The following is a 17,702-nucleotide window of genomic DNA, read 5'->3' on the forward strand; positions in this document are numbered from 1 at the left end:
CATGTTGCTGATGATGATTGTTGGAGCTACGGGTTGTTCTGGAGAAGGCGCAGGAGAAACGGTGTCCCGTCCGGTCTTTCCTGAAGCTCCTCTAGATACGCTGTTGTATGACACCTCCATATTGGATGACGAATCCCGTTGGACAGTAAACAATGCACATGATCCGGCCATTATCAAAACAGATCAGGGATATTACGTCTATTCCACAGACGTTCGTGTAGCAGGAGAAGCGAAACCCGGCGTCATGGTACGCAAATCAGATGATCTGATTAACTGGACATGGGTAGGCCAAGCTCTGCCAGGCATTCCGCAAGAAGCGCTGGATTGGACAGGTGCAGTGAACCTGTGGGCACCGGATGTGATTCAGGCTGGTGACACCTATCGGATGTACTACTCGGCATCCAGTTTCGGTAGTACCCAGTCGGCCATCGGTCTTCAGACATCGTCATCTCCCGAAGGGCCATGGACAGATGAAGGCCTGGTTGTGAAAACCCTTGCGAATGAACAGGATAAACTGAATGCCATTGATGCCAATCCCATTGTGGATGCCGAGGGCAATTCGTGGATGGTATATGGTTCGTTTTTTGATGGCATCTATATTGCCCCACTCGATCCGGATACCGGGAAATTCAAGGACGAGGGTTATGGTACCCGCATTGCTGCACGGGATCGTGCAACCGAAGAGGGTGCAGTCGAAGGTCCATACATTGTGTATAATCCGGAGTTCAAAAAGTATTATCTGTTCGTCTCCTATGATTCCTTGTTCGAAGATTATAACGTGCGGGTTGCACGTGCCGATTCAATCACAGGACCGTACACGGACATGAATGGCATGAACATGCTGGATACGGAACATCTGCCTCAATATGAGATCGGCACCAAAATTCTGGGGGGTTATCGCTTCACAGAAGGTGAGGGCTGGGTAGCGCCCGGACATAACTCCGTTCTGAAGGACGGAGACGATTATTATATCGTGCATCATGCGCGGGGTGAGACGGATAAAAACTGGCCATATCTGCATGTACGTAAAATGTTATGGACGAAGGACGGCTGGCCTGTGGTTTCACCTGAACGGTACGCCGGTGAGATAGCACAGGATATACCGAAGTCCATGATTGCCGGGGAGTGGGAAGGGATGGCACTTGATCCGTCCGTGGACGGGCAGATTCAAGCGGTGCCTTATACCCTAACGGGCAACGGTAAAATTCAAAGCGAAAATGGCTCAGGGACCTGGACATTTGATGGCAAACAAACACTGACGTTGAAGTGGAAAGAAAGCCCCTGGGGCGGAGCTTCCACGGAAGAGCTGAAGCTGCTCCCGTCCTGGGACTGGGAGCGAAGCCAGCCCGCGCTGGTGGTAACAGGCTTCAATGACCACGGCGTAGCGGTCTGGGGCAAGCAGATCAGCGCTGCGGAGGAATAAGGGGAGCGAATAGCGAACGCGAAAAGAGCCGAGCTGCTGAACCAAAGGTGCACAAGCAGTGAGGGGGAGGAAGGAGCCGCAGAAGCGAGTTTGGCATCCGATTTCAACCGCCAGGAGCGGTGGAAGAAGAAATCGGAGGACAAGAGAGCACCAAGGCCCTGCCACCTCCGAACGTCCACTGTGTGTGCCAAAGCTTTCTTGTTAAGGTGCGTTAACGCCAAGGTATTACTGCCTTTAGACACTCAAGAATTATCTGTACTGGCCTATAGCTTTGCGGCCAGCCCTGCATTAAGACAGGGAGAGTTGACCTTGCGAAGCGGTCAAACCCATTAGATCGAGCCAATATAAGGCTCGAAGTGAGGTTGTGTAACTCAGCGAGGGCGAAAAGAGCCGAGCTGCTGAACCAAAGGTGCACAAGCAGTGAGGGGGAGGAAGGAGCCGCAGGAGCGAGTTTGGCATCCGATTTCAACCGCCAGGAGCGGTGGGAAAAGAAATCGGAGGACAAGAGAGCACCAAGGCCCTGCCGCCCCCGAACGCCCGCTGTGTGTGCCAAAGCTTTCTTGTTAAGGTGCGTTAACGCCAAGGTATTACTGCCTTTAGACACTCAAGAATTATCTGTACTGGCCTATAGCTTTGCGGCCAGCCCTGCATTAAGACAGGGAGAGTTGACCTTGCGAAGCGGTCAAACCCATTAGATCGAGCCAATATAAGGCTCGAAGTGAGGTTGTGTAACTCAGCGAGGGCGAAAAGAGCCGAGCTGCTGAACAAAAGGTGCACAAGCAGTGAGGGGGAGGAAGGAGCCGCAGGAGCGAGTTTGGCATCCGATTTCAACCGCCAGGAGCGGTGGAAGAAGAAATCGGAGGATAAGAGAGCACCAAGGCCCTGCCGCCCCCGAACGCCCGCTGTGTGTGCCAAAGCTTTCTTGTTAAGGGGCGTTAACGCCAAGGTATTACTACCTTTAGACACTCAAGATCCATCTGTACTGGCCTATAGCTCTGCGGCCAGCTCTGTATACATGGGGAGAGTTGACCTTGCGAAGCGGTCAAACCCATTAGATCGAGCCAATATAAGGCTCGAAGTGAGGTTGTGTAACTCAGCGAGGGCGAAAAGAGCCGAGCTGCTGAACAAAAGGTGCACAAGCAGTGAGGGGGAGGAAGGAGCCGCAGGAGCGAGTTTGGCATCCGATTTCAACCGCCAGGAGCGGTGGGAAAAGAAATCGGAGGACAAGAGAGCACCAAGGCCCTACCACCCCCGAACGTCCGCTGTGCACTCAAATAGCTCTTCTCTTTTCTGCATCGCACACACATCCCCAACTTCGAGCCATCACACACATTTTGAAAGGGGAGCATTCCCATGACTGATTCTATTACCTTTACTAATCCCATTCTGGAGCAGCGCGCTGATCCGTGGGTATACCGTCATACAGACGGTTACTATTATTTTTCCGCTTCCGTGCCAGCCTTCGATCGGATTGAGATTCGGCGAGCAGAGACTATAGAAGAGTTAAGAGATGCTGAGCCGGTAACGGCTTGGACCAAGCGTGACACGGGGCCGATGAGTGCTAACATCTGGGCACCGGAGATTCATTTTATCGATGGCAAATGGTACATACATTATGCTGCGGCTCACACCAGTGAGACCAACGAAGGCCTGTTCGATCACCGGATGTATGTTCTGGAAAACGATTCCGCGAATCCACTCGAAGGAGAGTGGGTAGAAAAGGGCCAGATTTACACACGGTGGGAATCATTCGCACTGGATGCAACGACCTTTGAACATAAGGGAATCCGCTATCTGGTGTGGGCACAGAAAGATCCCGATATTGTTGGTAACTCGAACCTGTACATTGCCGAAATGGAAAACCCGTGGACGCTACGCGGCGAACAGGTCATGATCTCTACACCGGAGTATGATTGGGAAATCATCGGCTTTAAAGTGAACGAAGGCCCAGCGGTGATGCATCGCAATGGACGGTTATTCATTGGGTACTCGGCGAGCGCGACCGATTACAATTATTGTATGGGGTTGCTCACCGCAGATGAAGATGCTAACCTGCTTGATCCGGCGAGTTGGGTGAAGTCACCCAAGCCGGTGTTCCAGACCTGTGAAGCGAACGGACAGTATGGTCCGGGCCATAACAGCTTTACGGTGTCACCGGATGGCAAGACGGATATCTTGATCTATCATGCACGTAATTACAAAGATATCGAGGGTGATCCCTTATACGATCCGAACCGCCATGCCAGAGCTCAAGTGATTCATTGGCGTGAAGATGGCACGCCTGATTTTGGTGTTCCCGTGCCAGATGGAAAAGCAGTAGCAGAAACGAAATAAGATGTAGTATGTCTTTTCAATACGAGAGCCCTTGGTTAGCGAGTGATGCTGATTAAGGGCTCTTTTGTATGTAAACGATAGGAAAGAGCATTATGAGTGTCGATAGTTGGATATAAAACAAAGCAACCACAACGATGATTTCTGCGTATGAGAAAGATACAGATTACGATGTACAACTTATTAGGAGGATTATATATGGATTCACGCGAAACCTTGGACCAGGAACTTGAACAGATTTTGAAATGGGAAAAAGAACAGAAAGACTTGTTTATATGGGATAAAATTGGGCGGTTGCCCTTTGCAATGTTGGATAAAGTGATGCCTAAAGCGCTAAAACAGAAAATCGGTGATTCCCTTAATGACGTCGGGCAGTATGTCCAGCATGGGGGCAAGTTCCTCGTACAGAAGAAAAAAGTAGCCAAGCTGCTGCAAGAGGAAGCCGAGAAGTCTGGTTATTCCATGATGGATACGACCCATACTTTAGAACAGGAAGCTGAAACCGAGGGCACAACGAAGATTCATAGTGTGGAAAAGTTGCCGCTTCAGGTGCTGGACCAGGTGGCTGATAACATTACCGAGAGCCGAACCAAATTTGCTGCGGCGCAGGGAGCAGCTACAGGGTTTGGTGGCATTGTAACTATTGCAGCAGATATTCCCATGGTGATGGGGCTTTCTCTGAAAGTACTGCAAGAGATGGCACTATGTTACGGCTATGATCCAGATGAACCGCTGGAGCGTATATTTATCGTCAAATGTCTGCAATTCTCTTCCGCCGATATTGTAGGCAAGAAAGCGATCATTGAAGAACTGGCCGCTTACGACGATCCGGACAAGCCTATTGAAGTGGTATCACAGATGCAGGGCTGGCGAGAAGTATTTAACTCCTACAGTGAATCTTTTGGCTGGAAGAAGCTGTTCCAACTCGTGCCGATTGCTGGCATGGTGTTTGGTTCCGTGAGTAACAAGAATACGATCCGTGATGTAGCTGAAGCAGGTAAAATGCTGTACAAAAAACGTCTGATCCTTCAGCGCTTGAAGTGATAAATATTAGAGAAGAAGTACTATTACAGAAGAATATTTAATTGAAAGAGATGAATTTGACATGTTAAACAAACAGGGTTTCTATGATCTATTAAATCGCAATAATATCGTTTACGAGAGTGTTGAACATCCCGCAGTATATACGATGGAGGAAATATTCTCTTATCAGATTCCACATACAGAACATATCGTTAAAAATCTGTTTCTGCGTGATGACAAGAAGCGCAACTATTATCTGGTGACGATTGCTGGAACGAAGTCAGTTGATTTGAGAAGTTTAAGCGAGAAGATACCTAGCCGCAAACTAAGTTTTGCCAGCGAAAAGGATTTATTGGAATGCCTCGGACTGGAAAAAGGGCATGTCAATCCTATGGGGGTTCTCAATAATACTCAGCAAAACGTAACCGTCGTCTTTGACAAGGATCTAGTTGGTCAGAAAATCGGAATTCATCCCATGGAAAATACGGCGACGGTATTCCTTGAGTTTGAAGATGTGAAGGAACTTATTTTAGCTCAAGGTAGTAGCGTTGTCATGTGTGACGTGGAATAGAACGTTTGAAGCTTAATGAGGGGGAAAAACAATTATAGAAAAAGGGTTCCTGCCAGTCTGTGCATACAGAGTCGGCAAGAACCCCTTTTGTTATGGTTCAAATTTTTTATTCAACTGCAAATGTAGGTGACGAAGTGATATCTAACGAACTCAGCAGACGCTATTTGGCGATATTTCGCTAATTCCGATTGCTAAAGAATCTCAGACACGTTATTTACTCATTTCACACGCACATCCCAAGGTTTTCAGCCGTTTTCTCGGGAATAGCGTTGCTCAGATTCTTTAGATTGGGAAACCCGCAGTATTCGTTTGAATAAGTGCTGTCAGATTCGTTAGCGCAAGATAATGTCTTATAAGGGCGATGCTGCCACGTAAGGATCGGATCTAATATAGAATAAAAAGTGACACCTGTTGATGTATTCCTTATTCTTCGCTACCGTTTTCTTTGGCCCAGATATTCAGTAATTTATCGGATGGAAGCAAAAATGTGAAGATCCCGAGAAGGGGCAGGAAGCTGCACATCTGCATCACAGGTGATACACCAAAAACGTCAATCCAGTTCCCTAGCACGAGTGCACCCAGGCCCCCCATACCAAATGCCAGACCTGTGATCAGACCGGAAACCGTTCCGATTTTGCCCGGAATCAGCATTTGCGCATATACAACCGTAACCGAGAAGCTGGATAACATGATAAAACCAATAATGGTTAGCAGTACACCTGTCCAGAACAGGTTCGCATAAGGCAACAACAGCGCCAGCGGAGCAGCTCCGGCCATGGACAGGAAGATCAGGTTACGTTTGCCGAAGCGATCCGCCAAGGGGCCTCCGAAGAACGTACCGAGTGCTCCCGCAGCCAGGAATAGGAAGATATAGATCTGCGCGTCCTCTGTAGATAATGCAAAAGTATCTTTCAGATTAAACGCGTAGAAGCTGCCAATGGAAGCGATATACCAGGAACGAACAAAGACAAGCAAGATCAATAGCGTAATGGCTGCAGTAATCTTTTTACGTAAAGCAGGATTGGGTACACGACGGGCAGCAGCCTGTCTACGCAGGTATCCTCCAGATTGCAGCATGCGGCCATACCAACGGGCGATGTAGATCTGAACGGCAATTCCCATGGCAGCAATGCCTGTAAATCCAATGGCACCGAACAGTCCAAACGGGATAAAGATCCAGCGTGTAAGCAATGGGGCAAGGGATTGCCCGGCGTTACCGCCGACCTGGAAGATGGACTGTGCCAGCCCACGGCGCTGACCGGCAGCCATATGGGATACCCGTGAACCTTCTGGATGGAAAGCGGCAGAACCCAGACCGACAAAGATAACAGAGATCAGGACAGTCATATAACTGTCTGCGAAGGCCAACAGCAACATGCCGGTAAATGTAAAACCCATGCCAATGGGCAGGATAGATGGTGTCGGTTTTTTATCAGCAAACCAGCCTACGACAGGCTGCATAATGGATGCGGTAAAGTTGATCGCAAAAGAAATCCATCCGATCTGAGTATACGTGAGATGCATCGAGTCTTTCAGAATCGGGAAGATGGCTGGAATGACCGACTGGATCGAATCATTGAACAGATGAACCAGACTAATCGCAATAAGTATCCGGTAAACGGTGCTTTGTGCATCCAATCCGGGTGGGGCTTTCGAACGCGCTGTGGCGTCCTTGGTTAATGAGTTTTGTGTAGACATGTACAATTCTCCTTTGGTCGCGGTCACGAGGGATCAGCGCCTGATGTATTCTATGCATGTAAGCATATTGTTACATAATAGGATAGATTGATTGGGTCGACAAGGGGAACAAGAGAAAACGTACATTTACAAAAGAAATGTATTACTTTAGCCTTTATATTAAGAAATCCCATATTTAAGCGTGAAAAGGAAAGGAGAGGGATGGAAATGAAATCCTTATCGCCTTATGAATCAGCTCGGCGTGAACTGGTGATGACTATTGTATATATGGCTGTAATAACGTTTCAGGCTATCTATGTTGCATCGAAATCTCTATCTGCTGCTATCGTCATATTTATCATTTTTCAATCAATTGGTGTACTGATGTTGAGACATTACATTAGAAAAGTCAAAGAACTAAATAAAGGTCAATCTACTTGAAAGTGACTCCAAGCTTAGGGTAGAGACGGAGGTTCTACAGGATTAAACTAAAAAGCCGAACTTCTTCAGATGGAAGAGTTCGGCTTTTGGCATTCTATGATTCTATTTTATATACAGGATGTTTGAACCTGACGAATTAACGATTATCAATCGTCTCCGGATACATATCATGATTCATCATACGGTGGTCAGCCATTTGCTCGTACTTGGTTCCCGGCTTACCATAGTTTGTATAAGGGTCAATGGAAATACCACCACGCGGTGTGAATTTGCCCCATACTTCGATGTAGCGCGGGTCCATCAGCTTGATCAGGTCGTTCATGATGATATTCACACAATCCTCGTGGAAATCACCATGGTTACGGAAGCTGAACAGGTACAACTTGAGTGATTTGCTCTCCACCATTTTGATATCAGGAATGTAGCTAATATAGATCGTTGCAAAGTCTGGCTGACCCGTAATCGGGCACAGGCTGGTGAACTCCGGGCAGTTGAATTTTACAAAATAATCACGGTACGGGTGCTTGTTATCAAAGCTCTCCAGAATGCCTGGATCATATTCAAACGTATATTTAACGTTCTGGTTGCCCAGCAACGTCACATCTTGCATCTCATCAGGTTGTCTCATCGGTTATTAAACGCTCCTTGTTTCCGTCAAAGCCCGAAGCTTCACGGTATATATGAATAGGCCATTTTGCCTGTTGAATTCACTTCATTGTCTGAGGACATTTCGTTCTTATCCTTACATCATGCCGCCCATTTCACCCATAATGCCCATTAGACGCCGCGTTTGTTGCCCCATACCAACGTATGAAGCTGTGGAAGCACACGAACATCATTCAGGTCATCAGAGGCACTGACTTGGTCGATCAGCCACTCATAACGAGCAAGCAGCGAGGACGCCAGATCTGGCGTATCGGCGGAAGTCACATCCGGGTTCCCGGTTTGTAAAAATAGATCCGTGCCCGGATATCGTGCATGCACACGGCGGGCATAGTCCAGGTCTGTCTCATCGAAGATCACGATCTTCAGACTATGACTTCGTTCTGCCGGGCCAGCGGCCAGCCGTTCGATCAGATCATCCAGCACGGACCAGTCGGTGTCCATGCCGGAGCTGGGTGGCTTGGGCGAGACGGTGACTTCGTCAATGTCCGTCAGCCAAGGCTGCCAGCGGGAGCCCTGCGTCTCCACCGCGGTGCGGATGCCGTTCTCCCGCAGCAGGGCAACCAATCCGCCCAGCGAAGCGAGCAGGGCGGGATTACCGCCAGAGATGGTGACATGGGAGAAACGTGTGCCGCCAACGCGGCGCAATTCTTCCCATACGCCCTCCGGCGTAATCATCTGAATCTGGTCCTTGCCACTGCCGTCCCAGGTAAAGGCCGAGTCGCACCAGGAGCAGCGATAATCGCAGCCCGCGGTGCGAACAAACATCGTTTTTTGCCCGATGACCATGCCTTCGCCTTGAACCGTCGGGCCAAAAATCTCCATCACAGGGATGCGAGCCTCTTGGTTACGTTCGCGTGACTGTCTATGTTCTACAACACTACTCATCAATCATCCACTCCCGTCTCGCTTCCGCGTAACTGGTCGGTGTCTCGAAGAGCCTTACAAACTCTGTCCGTCCGCCGTCTGTCAGCCCGGCATAGGGCTCCGTCTGGAGCGCGTTTTCCATCTGTTCGAACAGCCACACGACCATATTTTCAGCCGTTGTATTCATTAAGGGAAGTGTCTCGTTGAGGTACTGATGATCCAGATAGCCCTCAATCTGAGTTTTCCATATATCTTTGATATGTCCAAAATCAACCGTCAGCCCGGTTTCACCCGGATAACCGCTGATGCCAAATATCACTTTATACGTATGACCGTGCAGATTCTTGCACTTGCCTTCATAACAATGCAGATGATGTGCCGCGTCAAAGGTGAATTCTTTGCTTACAAGCACACGTTTGCGGTGGTAGCGCAGCTGGGTGGGTAGAATATCTTCACCGATGCGTTGCAGATGCTCCACAATACGGAATGTTCCCGGCTCTCTCATCGCACATCCACTCCCGCCGATTCAGCAGCAGTACGTTGCTGTACATAACGATCCAGTCCGGCTTTGCGCAGTTTGCAAGCAGGGCATTCTCCGCATCCATCGCCAATTACGCCGTTATAACAGGTCAGGGTACGCTCACGAACATATTCAAAGGCACCGAGATCATCTGCCATCTTCCACGTTTGGGCTTTGTCCAGCCACATGAGCGGCGTATGAATGACAAATGGATAGTCCATCGACAGATTAAGTGTCACATTCATCGACTTTACAAATGAATCCCGGCAATCCGGGTATCCGCTGAAATCCGTCTCGCATACACCTGTAACCAGGTGACGAGCTCCTTTTTGTTTGGCCATGATGGCCGCAAAACTGAGGAACAGCAGATTTCGTCCATCCACAAATGTACTTGGCAGTTCGCCTTCTTCATGTGTAATTTCCACATCCGTGCGAGTGAGGGCATTGGGTGCAAGCTGGTTTAACAGGCTCATATCGAGTACGGTTTGCTGTACGCCCAGATCACGAGCGATCTCGGATGCACATTCAATTTCCAGCTTGTGGCGCTGACCGTAATCAAACGTAACGACCTCGACTTCGGCAAACTGTTGTTTGGCCCAGAACAGACACGTGGTACTATCCTGACCGCCGCTGAATACAACGACTGCTTTTTCTTCGTTCAACATAAAAAAACCTCTCTATCTTCTTGAGATCAAACCATGCGCGTAGGCATAGAGTGTCGGAAGAACAGAGAAGTTCATGAACTGGCATCCATCAAAAAACACACCTTCTCGATAACCGCTTCAAAAAGCAGCCATGAGCAAGTGTCCTTAGTTTTTTACGTACATTACGTTAAGTAACGTGTACGCAAGACTTATACTGACCACCACAGGGTCAAGTCTTATAGAGGGAGTTCGCGAACCTCTCCCATGCCGTAGGCATGGATTTTCTTCTTCAATTGTCTGAACCATTATAACATGAAACCGCGTGGTGACCACCCCACTGGAGCACAGTGGCAGATAATAGGTCGGCTACATCAACTAACCGTTTATTTAATCAGTACATTACCAAAAGGGATAACTTCTTTCAGAATTCGTTTGAACAGTCCCTCATCGTTAAGATCTTGTTCCAAGCGGCGATTCTCACGTCCAGCCTGAAAGAGTACAGATCCATGTCCTGTCATCTTCCAATGATAATTCATATGCTGACTTGCAAGGTTGTTACCATATACTGTGAGTTCCAGATGTGCATTTTCGGGATAGGCAATGATGCTGCCGGCATCCACATACAGCGGTGCTGTTGGGTGAAGTTCCTGTTGGCAGACCTGGCCTTGAGTGAGCAATCCGATTTTGCCTTTGCCGGAAAATTTCATCTTCACTGCATCACGGGTGATCAGCATGTTTTTGATTTTCTGAATTTTGGTATGCATGGTTACACCATCCGAGTAGAAGAACAGGTGGCGGAAGTCATAGAGCAGATCACTGTCCTCCGTGAGCTCCACTTCCTTCATCGTGAATCCGGGAGGCAGGGCAGCTACAAATTGGCAAGGTCCGGTAATTTCGGATTTAATCAGCTTTTTTTTGCGATATATGCCCGTGATATTCATGAATTTATCATTGCGGCTCCCACTTGGACCGCGGAAGGCCACTATTTGCTGCGGATGCAAGATATGAAGGCGGTCATCTTTAATCAGTGAAAATGTGACGACTTGTCCAGCTCCGCCTGCTTCAGCATTGTTCAGGTGTATGTTCATGCAGTTGCTCCTGTTCTTTTATACTCGGCCTGAACGGCGACGCATTCCCCAGCGCATCACACGAATCAGAACAAAGTAACCCAATATGAGAGAAACGACAGTGATGATCATCGTCTGAATTCGTTTGCTGGCAGCCGCTTTGGCATTCTGGTCATCTTGCAATTTACTTACCATTTCAGTAAGTTTCTGGTTCTGAGCCAGTAGCTGTTCGTTCTGGGTCTTAAATGCTTCGACATTCGCCTGGGCTTGTCCCAACTGAGCGGACGTTTGATTTAATTGCTCCATCGTTTGCTTATAACTTTCCTGCAGAGCGTTCACTTCTCCAGGCAGTTCGGAGACTCGTTCCCAGCCGCTGTATATATCCGTAAAAATATTGGCACTGGCTGCACTTACTGTCGAAGCGATCGAAACGGTAAATAGAATGCATGTGGTGAATAACACCCGAATGAAATAACCCTGAATGGATTTTGGCATCGTTAACACCTCTTTCTTCGGTTAGTTCGATCAATCGCCGAAATCGTCGTCTATTGTTGAAATACGGCTCTTACATTATACGTCAAAATCGGGACGATGGGTTCAAGATGATATCGTTTTATTACCCGAAATATTTAAAATGATTTAAGACCAGGGCTGTTTAGCATATAAATCTGTGGGGTAATAGAACGATAGGCAAGCACACCGGACCGTTTTAACAGAACTTTTACTTCAGTTCCGGGTGCATGCTATTCACAAATACGCAATTTAATGAACGATACCAATATATCCGATTGAATATAAGATCGTGAACATGAAGGAGTAAAAACATATGTATACAACAGATCAGAACCCATCAACCAAAACAATCATGATCACTGTTAACGGAGAGCCAGTAGGGCGTAAGCTGGTCATTGACAGTGTCACCTATGCTCCAGTAACCAAAGCGGATGGCACACAATATTTACACAAAATGGGAATTAGTCGTCCTACTGTTTAATTTGGGACTTGTCATAGATAAGTGATTGAAAAGCTTGGCATAGCGCCAGGCTTTTTCGTCGTTTATTGTCGTATTCAGGCGGATTTGGGGAGGAGAAACTAATATATTGGAAAAATTTAATAAGAACATGTGTTCCGTGACAATATAGTGTCCATTCACCCTGATAACTTAGAAGATAATACACATAAATCGGGGGAGAGACTACCAGTGAACTCAGTCTTTGAAGTATCTTATTCGTGGAATAAAGAGGCCATACCGACAGGGGGAGCCGACCCCGTATATATGATGGTAGAGTGGCGTAACGGTGCCCCTGCCAAAAGACTTAGGAAAATAGCACCCAAAATTGTATCAAGAGATTTGGAACTTTTGCTCAAACCGGAATATGGGGTACAACTCAAAGGGATCTATGGATGTCGCTCCAAAGAAACGGATATTGGTTGGTTACTTAGGCTTGGTGATGTGTACAAAGGGGAGAGCAAACAAATTTTGCTTGAATTCGTCATGGGACCCCATGTATCTGGAAAAGCAGCGGTATGTTCAGCCTACTGGAGTACAAGGAAGTTGAAGCAAAGTCAACGCGTATTGTTACGGAGAGAGCAGTTGTATATTCAGTACACCAGTCATCTCGGCATGCTGCGACAGCCGGAAGATCCGAAGGTGGAAAAGACCATCAAGTTAAATGAAACCGTACCACTGATCAAGCAAGCCTTGCGTGCTTATGAAAGAGGCCGGGTTCAAGAGGGGAGTCATATGTTGCGTCGCCATGCAGATGCTCTGTTAATTGAAGCTGCGCGCAAGCAGGATCTGGATTATTACACAGAAGCCGAGATCGTCGAGAAGCTACGGTATCATTACGAAATCACGTTTACGACCGCGTATCATAATCGTGAAAAAACTATGTTAGGTGAATAAGATTGAGTTCTGGTGGTAAGGGTAGGGGAGAGGACGTTTCTACATATATTTATTATGAAGGTGAAGTTCAGCAATAAGTCGAATGTACTAAACAACACATAATCATAAAAATGGATGGAGTTGTACTGAATTTATTGAAACAACATCGTGGAGGGCCCGGCAAAATGACAGACCGACTAATCCGATTAATGCGCATTATCACGCTGGTACAAGCCAAACCGGGCATTCTGGCTCGTGAGCTTGCCCAGCGATGCGAGACGACGGAAAGGACGATATACCGTGACATGGAGGCCCTCAGTGCAATGCATATCCCGATCGCCAATATGGGTCACGGACAAGGGTATATGTTTATCAGCCATTTTGCCATGTATCCGCTTAATTGGTCTGATGAAGAAGCCCAGGCTTTCATGCATCTTGCTGAAGTTATGGAGAATATTCGTCCTTTGCTGAAACCTGCTTTTGAGAGCGCCTATGAGAAAGTGGTTGCTGCGAGTCAGAAAAACAAAACAGAACGCGTGGAATGGTCGGAACAAATTAGTGGATTATTCAAATTGGGATTGCCCGCATGGCACAATGAAAACAACGATTCACAGAATCAATCCCTGATTGCCTTGTTTCAGGCTGGCATTTCACAGAACACCATTGAAGGGGAGTATCTGTCTCAAGGTAAAAAAGGGATTGTACGCATAGATCCTTACTGTCTTATCCCGCAAGAATACAGATTTGAGCTGTTAGGGTATTGTCACCTGTCCGAGAAACTCCGAGTATTTCAAGTAAGCCGGCTGCAAAGGATACGGATATTACCACGTACGTTTCGCAAAGAGGATTATCTGATACAATCACATTTCCGTATTCCTTTGGCATACGAGGGAAGTACGGAGTGGACTGCGTTCAAAATTCGATTTGCACCCCATGCTGTGGAGCGTGTGATGCAGGAGCAATTCTATATACGCCCCATCTTAACCATAGAACCGGAAGGTAGCCTGTTATATGAAGCCGTATTAATTGATGTTGAGGAATTTCTCGAATGGATTTCTAAATATGGACCTGATGCGGAAATTCTCGAGCCTGAGATCTGCCGCATCAAGATGAAAGAACGCCTGAACCGTTGGCAACAAATGTACAATAGAAGTTGAGACTAGAATGCCATCTATCCTAACGCAAAACACGATTAGATGCCGTGCTGTGGACGACTACTCTTTGGTTTTGAAAAGGTTTGCCAGATTGCCGAATGGGGATTCTTTCTCTTCGTCTTCTGTAGAGCTGGAATAGACAACCTTGGATGTAATGCCTTCATCATCGGCTGCACAGTTGTTTTCCAGCGTGAATCGGTCGAATTGATGCATAAATACCTTGGCTGTATTTATTGCATCATCCAATGCGCGGTGCTGGGTACCATCGAATTCAATGCCACAGATTTCAAGAGCCTGCGCGAGACCGAGTTGACGGAACTTGCCTTCTTTGCGAACGGTGCGCGACCATTGTTGCTGGAGATCGTTATGATTGGTGATCCAGGCCACATCAAGTTGATGGGTGCGACAATGAGAGATCAATTTGCTGCGGTCATCGGGTCCCCAGGAACACATGTAATAGGGGTCGCTTCCCATCCAGGCAATGAATTGGTTCAATGCTGCCGGAAAAAGTGGGGCTGCATCAATATCTTTCTGCGTGATACCTGTAAATTGAATCGTGTCAGTGGACAGAACAGACTTGTTCGAAGGACGAACATACGTATGGAACGTATCCGTTACGGCCAATCCATCCGCACTTTCCGTAACTTTGACGGCACCGATATCAATAATTTCAGAAGAATAGCGAGTATTGCGGCTTACCGTGAATTCAAGATCATATATGATATATGGCATAGGACAAGCTCCTTTATCGATTAATACCTGTGGTAGATTTCTATTTCTCTATATTACAGGGAACGTGCTGCCATGTCAGCCATCGCTACCGAATTCATTGTACTTTATGTTAACACGGTATGTTGACAATTACTTGTAAATGCACTAATGTGATCAAAAATGATAACAGCGTTATAACGAGGACATGATTGTGCAAGTCAGCTTCAACAGAGAGGGGACAGTATGGTGTAAGGTTCCTGTAGCTGCTTCGTAATTCCTACCTCGCGAGCTGCGGAAGAGAATACCCATTCAGGGTTGCAACATCCGCCGGCAGGGCCCGTTATGCCCCGTAGGACTACATTTTACAGATCGCATAGGTTGCGAACGGATTAATTTGCAGTTAAACAAGGGTGGTACCACGACACATTCGTCCCTTGACGGATGTGTCTTTTTGCTGTTTACACGCTGTATTTTGATAATAATAAGGAAGATTGGGAGTGTGTCAGATGCGTCAAAGTGAAATGCTTGTTCCAACATTACGTGAAGCGCCAGCGGAGGCAGATGCGGCAGGACATCGCTGGTTACTGCGCTCCGGTATGATTCGCCAACTGGCAGCAGGGATCTACAGTTACCTGCCTCTTGGACGCCGCATATTGTTGAACGTTGAACGGATCGTTCGAGAAGAGATGGATCGTGCCGGTTGTCAGGAAGTATTACTGCCGATTATGCAGCCAGCCGAACTGTGGGAAGAGTCCGGAAGGTACACACAGTATGGTCCTGAATTAATGCGTCTGAAGGATCGTCATGCACGGGAATTTGCTCTTGGACCAACACATGAAGAAGTTGTAACTGCGTTAGCGCGGGATGAGGTGAGCTCGTATCGTAAGCTGCCATTCACGCTGTACCAGATCGGAACCAAGTTCCGGGATGAACGCCGTCCTCGATTTGGATTGCTGCGCGGTCGTGAATTTATCATGAAAGATGCGTACTCCTTTGCTTCCGATTGGGAAGAGCTTGACCGTACCTATCAGGCGATGAACACAGCTTATAGTCGCATTTTGGAGCGTTGTGGTCTGGACTACATCCGTGTTGAGGCGGACGCAGGAACGATTGGCGGTCAAGGGGAAACACACGAGTTCATGGCTCTTGCTGATGTGGGTGAGGACACAATTGTCACTTGCAAACATTGCGGATATGCTGCGAATCTGGAGAAAGCTGGCTATCAGACTTCAGGAGATACGGAGAAAAAAGAAGGAAGCTTGGAAGTTCCAGCCGACCCTGCGAGTGCAGGCTCCGCTCTTCAAACGGATGAGCATTCCGAAGCGGAAAACGTAATACGCATCTCGACACCTGGCGTTCGTACGATCGCAGAGTTAAGCTCCTTTGTGGGTAAAGGTGCTGAACATATGATCAAAACGTTGCTTTATCTGGCAGACGGTCAGCTCGTTGCTGCCCTTGTACGTGGAGATCATGAATTGAATGACATCGCATTGAAGCAGGTGTTGGGTGCAGAGGAACTGATCCTGGCAGACGATGCGGCCATTGCGGCACATCCGAATCTGAAGGTAGGTTTTTTGGGTCCGATTGGACTGAATCTGCCGATGGTGGTGGACGCTGACGTGGCAGTGATGAAGAGTGCAATCACAGGAGCCAATGAAGTGGATATGCATGTTTCCGGCGTACGCCCAGGCATTGATTTTGCATTGGAGCGAGTAGAACGAATTCGCTTTGCCGCTGAAGGGGATGCTTGTCCGACATGTGGATCACCACTTGGTTTTACCAAAGGCATTGAGGTTGGACACATTTTCAAATTGGGAACGAAATATAGTGATGCCATGGGCGCTTCATTCCTAGATCGTAATGGTCGCCAGTGTGCGCCTGTCATGGGATGTTACGGCATTGGCGTATCCCGCCTGATGGCCGCTATAGCTGAGCAGTATGCAGGAGATGAAGGCGTAAGATGGCCTGCCGCTGTGGCGCCATATGATGTGCATTTGATCCCGGTAAGCTGGAAGGATGAGCAGCAGCGTCAACTCACCCTGGAACTGGAACAACAATTAATCGATGGCGGTTACTCGGTATTGGTCGATGACCGGGATGAACGACCAGGTGTGAAATTCAAGGATGCGGAGCTAATCGGATTACCTGTGCAGATCGTTATTGGCCGAGGAGCAGCAGAAGGGCAGGTCGAACTGGGATCACACGCACTTGCAGCATCAGGTGAATCAAAACGAATCGGGTTAACGGCACAGGAGGCTGTACGTTATGTGAAGGAAAAGCTCACTTCCTAGATTTAAGAAATTCGCTAATTATATGAGTTTATATAATAGTACCGAATATAATGCGGTAGATGCTTTTGATTGCTAAAGTTCCATTGTGAGCATGAAAAAGAGGGCTATTGGCATACAGATTGGTAGAATTTTATGAGTAATATCATACGAAATAACTAAATTTGTATAGTTGTATTCAGTATACAAATGATTTTATGATTAAGGAATTCAAGGCATCAAGCTCAGGGCAGATTTATGTGCAAGTATGCAATTTTGAGAAGACAGAGATGTCGAAATTTAATGTACAATAACCGCATGAACACGGTAATTCCGGAGAGTTTTAGTATAGTTCGGTGTCTAAGGCACATGATAAAGTTGGTCCGTAAAGTCCGGGCTGGGATTTATTTTTGCCTCAGGTGATTGTCAAGATTAGCATTATATGTCCGCGCGAAATG

The 17,702-nt window shown here is 47.4% G+C and carries 17 protein-coding genes; 9 read left to right on the plus strand and 8 right to left on the minus strand.

What is annotated here, in order from left to right; translation table 11 throughout:
• Position 1 precedes the first annotated feature (1 nt).
• From NKT06_RS06065 to NKT06_RS06080, 4 genes are all read left to right on the plus strand, one after another.
• The gene (locus tag NKT06_RS06065; RefSeq protein ID WP_253442413.1) at positions 2 to 1,423 is read left to right on the plus strand and encodes an arabinan endo-1,5-alpha-L-arabinosidase; all 1,422 of its coding nucleotides are present in this window, start codon (positions 2 to 4) and stop codon (positions 1,421 to 1,423) included.
• A 1,353-nt stretch (positions 1,424 to 2,776) separates the two neighbouring features.
• Complete coding sequence (locus NKT06_RS06070) at positions 2,777 to 3,757, plus strand: glycoside hydrolase family 43 protein (protein ID WP_253431338.1); 981 nt, start codon at positions 2,777 to 2,779, stop codon at positions 3,755 to 3,757.
• A gap of 195 nt (positions 3,758 to 3,952) precedes the next feature.
• The gene (locus NKT06_RS06075; RefSeq protein ID WP_253431341.1) at positions 3,953 to 4,798 is read left to right on the plus strand and encodes an EcsC family protein; all 846 of its coding nucleotides are present in this window, start codon (positions 3,953 to 3,955) and stop codon (positions 4,796 to 4,798) included.
• A gap of 61 nt (positions 4,799 to 4,859) precedes the next feature.
• Positions 4,860 to 5,348 (plus strand): prolyl-tRNA synthetase associated domain-containing protein, encoded by a 489-nt coding sequence (locus NKT06_RS06080; protein WP_253431344.1) that lies wholly within the window; start codon positions 4,860 to 4,862, stop codon positions 5,346 to 5,348.
• Positions 5,349 to 5,771: 423 nt separating this feature from the next.
• Here NKT06_RS06080 and NKT06_RS06085 read toward each other — a convergent pair whose 3' ends face one another.
• The gene (locus NKT06_RS06085) at positions 5,772 to 7,046 is read right to left on the minus strand and encodes an MFS transporter (RefSeq protein ID WP_253431347.1); all 1,275 of its coding nucleotides are present in this window, start codon (positions 7,044 to 7,046) and stop codon (positions 5,772 to 5,774) included.
• A 207-nt stretch (positions 7,047 to 7,253) separates the two neighbouring features.
• Between NKT06_RS06085 and NKT06_RS06090 the strand changes: the two genes are divergently transcribed.
• Positions 7,254 to 7,466, plus strand: a complete 213-nt coding sequence (locus NKT06_RS06090) for a hypothetical protein (protein ID WP_253431351.1) — start codon at positions 7,254 to 7,256, stop codon at positions 7,464 to 7,466.
• 136 nt (positions 7,467 to 7,602) lie between these two features.
• On the opposite strand, the gene queF is transcribed toward NKT06_RS06090, so the two are convergent.
• The 6 genes from queF to NKT06_RS06120 all read right to left on the minus strand — a co-directional run bounded on the left by queF (position 7,603) and on the right by NKT06_RS06120 (position 11,722).
• On the minus strand, positions 7,603 to 8,094 hold the full coding sequence (gene queF, locus NKT06_RS06095) for a preQ(1) synthase (RefSeq protein ID WP_017690202.1): 492 nt from the start codon (positions 8,092 to 8,094) through the stop codon (positions 7,603 to 7,605).
• 149 nt (positions 8,095 to 8,243) lie between these two features.
• On the minus strand, positions 8,244 to 9,017 hold the full coding sequence (queE, locus tag NKT06_RS06100) for a 7-carboxy-7-deazaguanine synthase QueE (RefSeq protein WP_253431354.1): 774 nt from the start codon (positions 9,015 to 9,017) through the stop codon (positions 8,244 to 8,246).
• A complete protein-coding gene (gene queD / locus NKT06_RS06105) occupies positions 9,010 to 9,501 on the minus strand; it encodes a 6-carboxytetrahydropterin synthase QueD (protein ID WP_253431357.1) in 492 nt (163 codons plus the stop codon). Before queD ends, queE begins: the two co-directional genes overlap by 8 nt.
• The gene (gene queC / locus NKT06_RS06110) at positions 9,498 to 10,178 is read right to left on the minus strand and encodes a 7-cyano-7-deazaguanine synthase QueC (RefSeq protein WP_253442415.1); all 681 of its coding nucleotides are present in this window, start codon (positions 10,176 to 10,178) and stop codon (positions 9,498 to 9,500) included. Before queC ends, queD begins: the two co-directional genes overlap by 4 nt.
• 365 nt (positions 10,179 to 10,543) lie before the next feature.
• A complete protein-coding gene (locus NKT06_RS06115; RefSeq protein WP_253431360.1) occupies positions 10,544 to 11,248 on the minus strand; it encodes an AIM24 family protein in 705 nt (234 codons plus the stop codon).
• A gap of 18 nt (positions 11,249 to 11,266) precedes the next feature.
• Entirely contained in the window at positions 11,267 to 11,722 is a 456-nt protein-coding gene (locus NKT06_RS06120) for a hypothetical protein (RefSeq protein ID WP_253431362.1), read from the minus strand.
• Between the two features lie 331 nt (positions 11,723 to 12,053).
• Between NKT06_RS06120 and NKT06_RS06125 the strand changes: the two genes are divergently transcribed.
• From NKT06_RS06125 to NKT06_RS06135, 3 genes are all read left to right on the plus strand, one after another.
• Entirely contained in the window at positions 12,054 to 12,221 is a 168-nt protein-coding gene (locus NKT06_RS06125) for a hypothetical protein (protein ID WP_253431364.1), read from the plus strand.
• A gap of 207 nt (positions 12,222 to 12,428) precedes the next feature.
• Complete coding sequence (locus NKT06_RS06130; RefSeq protein WP_253431366.1) at positions 12,429 to 13,133, plus strand: hypothetical protein; 705 nt, start codon at positions 12,429 to 12,431, stop codon at positions 13,131 to 13,133.
• A 164-nt stretch (positions 13,134 to 13,297) separates the two neighbouring features.
• Positions 13,298 to 14,269 carry a helix-turn-helix transcriptional regulator gene (locus NKT06_RS06135; protein ID WP_253431368.1) on the plus strand — a complete coding sequence of 324 codons (972 nt, stop codon included), beginning with the start codon at positions 13,298 to 13,300 and terminating at the stop codon, positions 14,267 to 14,269.
• Positions 14,270 to 14,326: 57 nt separating this feature from the next.
• On the opposite strand, the gene NKT06_RS06140 is transcribed toward NKT06_RS06135, so the two are convergent.
• Positions 14,327 to 14,998 carry a 3'-5' exonuclease gene (locus tag NKT06_RS06140; protein ID WP_253431371.1) on the minus strand — a complete coding sequence of 224 codons (672 nt, stop codon included), beginning with the start codon at positions 14,996 to 14,998 and terminating at the stop codon, positions 14,327 to 14,329.
• 485 nt (positions 14,999 to 15,483) lie between these two features.
• Between NKT06_RS06140 and NKT06_RS06145 the strand changes: the two genes are divergently transcribed.
• Positions 15,484 to 17,268, plus strand: coding sequence for a proline--tRNA ligase (locus NKT06_RS06145; protein ID WP_253431374.1), 1,785 nt, complete (start codon positions 15,484 to 15,486; stop codon positions 17,266 to 17,268).
• Positions 17,269 to 17,702 lie beyond the last annotated feature (434 nt).

It is taken from the genome of Paenibacillus sp. 1781tsa1 (assembly GCF_024159265.1).
In the GTDB taxonomy this organism is placed as follows: Bacteria; Bacillota; Bacilli; order Paenibacillales; family Paenibacillaceae; genus Paenibacillus.